This window comes from Streptomyces alkaliterrae, assembly GCF_007097205.2.
GTDB classification, from domain to species: domain Bacteria; phylum Actinomycetota; class Actinomycetes; order Streptomycetales; family Streptomycetaceae; genus Streptomyces; species Streptomyces alkaliterrae.
Map to the genome: position 1 here is coordinate 1 of NZ_VJYK02000505.1, position 2,431 is coordinate 2,431.

The window sequence follows — 2,431 nt, forward strand, 5'->3', positions numbered from 1 at the left end:
GCCTTCCCCCAACCCGACCCAACACAGCCCGCGTACTGACGCCTATGCGCGGCCCAAGCCGCCAGCAGCGGCGGCGGCCCGCTCGAAACCACAACAACCCCAGGCCTTCGACCCGACGTCCGAAGGCGTAGTGGCGGAAGGGCGCTCCGCTTGCGCCGATCGGCAGGTCGGGTCCCGGGCGCCCTGGCCGCGGCCGCCATCGTTCACCGGGCGTCGGCCGTGCCGTCACTGGCCGGTCACGGCGTCCTGGGAGGTTCCTCAGCGAACCGCCGCCCGTTGCCGAAGGACGCACACATGCCCGCTGCCAGACGTCTGACCCGTGGCCGTGCCCTGCTGCTCGCCGCCCTGTTCGCGCTTTCCGGCGCTGCTCTGATCACACCGTCCGCGACCGCCTCGGCCGCGGCCGCGGCCGCCGAGTCCGCCTCGGGGCAGAACGGGGCCGAGGAGCTGCGCTGGGTGCGGCTGGACAAGCTGCACCCGACGCAGGGGGCCGTCGGCCATGACCAGGTCCACTACAAGCTGGGCCGCTACGCGAGCACCAAGGACGAGGACCGCGGCAAGTTCAACAAGAAGTACGACGACTGGTGCGAGGCCAACGGCCAGGGCGAGGCCGCCTCGGTGCGGGCGCACGCCCGGCTGGACAAGCCCGGGCGCTTCAGCTGCACGATCCCCGAGGGCCAGGAGACCGCCGACAGCGTCGCCGCGATGAAGACCGTGGTCGTAGGCCCCCGCGACCGCCTCTACCTCACCGACGGCCACCACACCTTCACCAGCTTCTGGGAGACCCCGGACGGCGGCCCGAAGACGAAGATCCGCGTCCGCGTCGCGGCCGACCTCAGCCATCTGGACAAGAAGGAGTTCTGGGCGGAGATGGAACAGCGCGGCTGGGTGTGGCTGCGCGACGGTGGCGGCCGGAAGATCACCGCCGACCAGCTCCCCGGCCGTCTCGGCCTGGACCGGCTGGACGACGACCCCTACCGCGCCCTCGTCTACTTCACCCGTGACATCGGCTACCAGAAGCCGGCCAAGCCCGTGGAGTTCCTGGAGTTCTACTGGGGCGCCTGGCTGCGCGACGACCTCCGCCTCAGCCTGGACGACTACGATCTGGACGACCACGCCGACTACCTGCGCCTGGTGGAGGACGCCTCCCGGGCCATGGTCGCCCTACCCGGTACCACCGAGCTGGCCGACGGCCGCACCGCCGACGGGCTCGGCCGCCTCGCCACGTGGAACGCCAAGGAGTTCGCCAAGCTGTCCACGCCCATGGCGGACGCCAAGCCCGGCAAGCTCGCCTACGCCCTGAACCACCGGCTGCGCTGATCCAGCCCGCCGCCTCGGCCCACTGCCCGGCGTGTGGCCGCCGTGTCCCGGCGCGATCGAAGTGGCGGCCACACGCACCGGGGAATTCGCGCCGGCGCCGAGTAGGCCATGCCGGGTACTTGCGTGAGATTGCGCGCGCTCCCGCGGAACTAGTCCAGGTAGCCGCGGAGTTGGCCGGCGTAGGCGTGGTGGCGGAGCTTGTTGAGGGTTTTGGACTCGATCTGGCGGATGCGTTCGCGGGTGACGCCGAAGAGGCGGCCGATCTCCTCCAGGGTGCGCGGCTGGCCGTCGACGAGGCCGTAGCGGAGCTGCACGACCCGGCGTTCGCGTTCGCCGAGTGTGGACAGCACCGCCTCCAGGTGCTGGCGGAGCAGCAGGAACGCCGCGGACTCGGCGGGGGAGGGGGCGTCGCCGTCCTCGATCAGGTCGGCGAGGTGCACGTCGTCCTCCTCGCCGACGGGGGAGTGCAGCGAGATCGGCTCCTGGGCGAGCCGCAGCACCTCGCGGACGCGGTCGGCGGTGATGCCGAGGTAGCCGGCGACCTGTTCGGCGCTCGGCTCGTGGCCGCGTTCCTGGAGGTACGCGCGTTGCACCCGGACGACCCGGTTGATCAGCTCGACGACGTGCACGGGGACGCGGATCGTGCGGGCCTGGTCCGCGAGCGCGCGGGACATCGCCTGGCGGATCCACCACGTCGCGTACGTGGAGAACTTGAAGCCGCGCGTGTAGTCGAACTTCTCCACCGCGCGGATCAGCCCGACGTTGCCCTCCTGGACGAGGTCGAGCATGGTCAGGCCGCGTCCCACGTAGCGCTTGGCGACGGAGACCACCAGCCGCAGGTTCGCCTCGATGAGGCGGCGCTTGGCGAGCCGGCCGAGGACGACCAGTCGGTCGAGGTCGAGGGCGAGGCGGGTGTCGAGCCGGCCGTCGGCGGCGTTCAGCTTCTCCTCGGCGAAGAGGCCGGCCTCGACCCGGCGGGCCAGCTCCACCTCCTCGGCGGCCGTCAGCAGCGGGATGCGGCCGATCTCGCGCAGGTACTGGCGGAACAGGTCGGCGGACGCGCCGCCGCTGCCCTCCGTACGCAGGGAGGGGGAGAGGGCGACCACGGGGG

1 protein-coding gene and 1 pseudogene are annotated in these 2,431 nt (G+C 71.9%); one reads left to right on the forward strand and one right to left on the reverse strand.

The features are described from left to right. Positions 1-294: 294 nt before the first annotated feature. Positions 295-1,320 (forward strand): ParB/Srx family N-terminal domain-containing protein, encoded by a 1,026-nt coding sequence (locus FNX44_RS26135; RefSeq protein WP_143651447.1) that lies wholly within the window; start codon positions 295-297, stop codon positions 1,318-1,320. Between the two features lie 149 nt (positions 1,321-1,469). Here the strand turns inward: FNX44_RS26135 and FNX44_RS26140 are convergent. After that, positions 1,470-2,431: pseudogene (locus tag FNX44_RS26140) on the reverse strand (RNA polymerase sigma factor); the annotation flags it as partial.

Excerpts from the sequence above, each read along its gene's own strand:
- FNX44_RS26135 (WP_143651447.1), top strand. The coding sequence starts at position 295 with ATGCCCGCTGCCAGACGTCTGACCCGTGGCCGTGCCCTGCTGCTCGCC.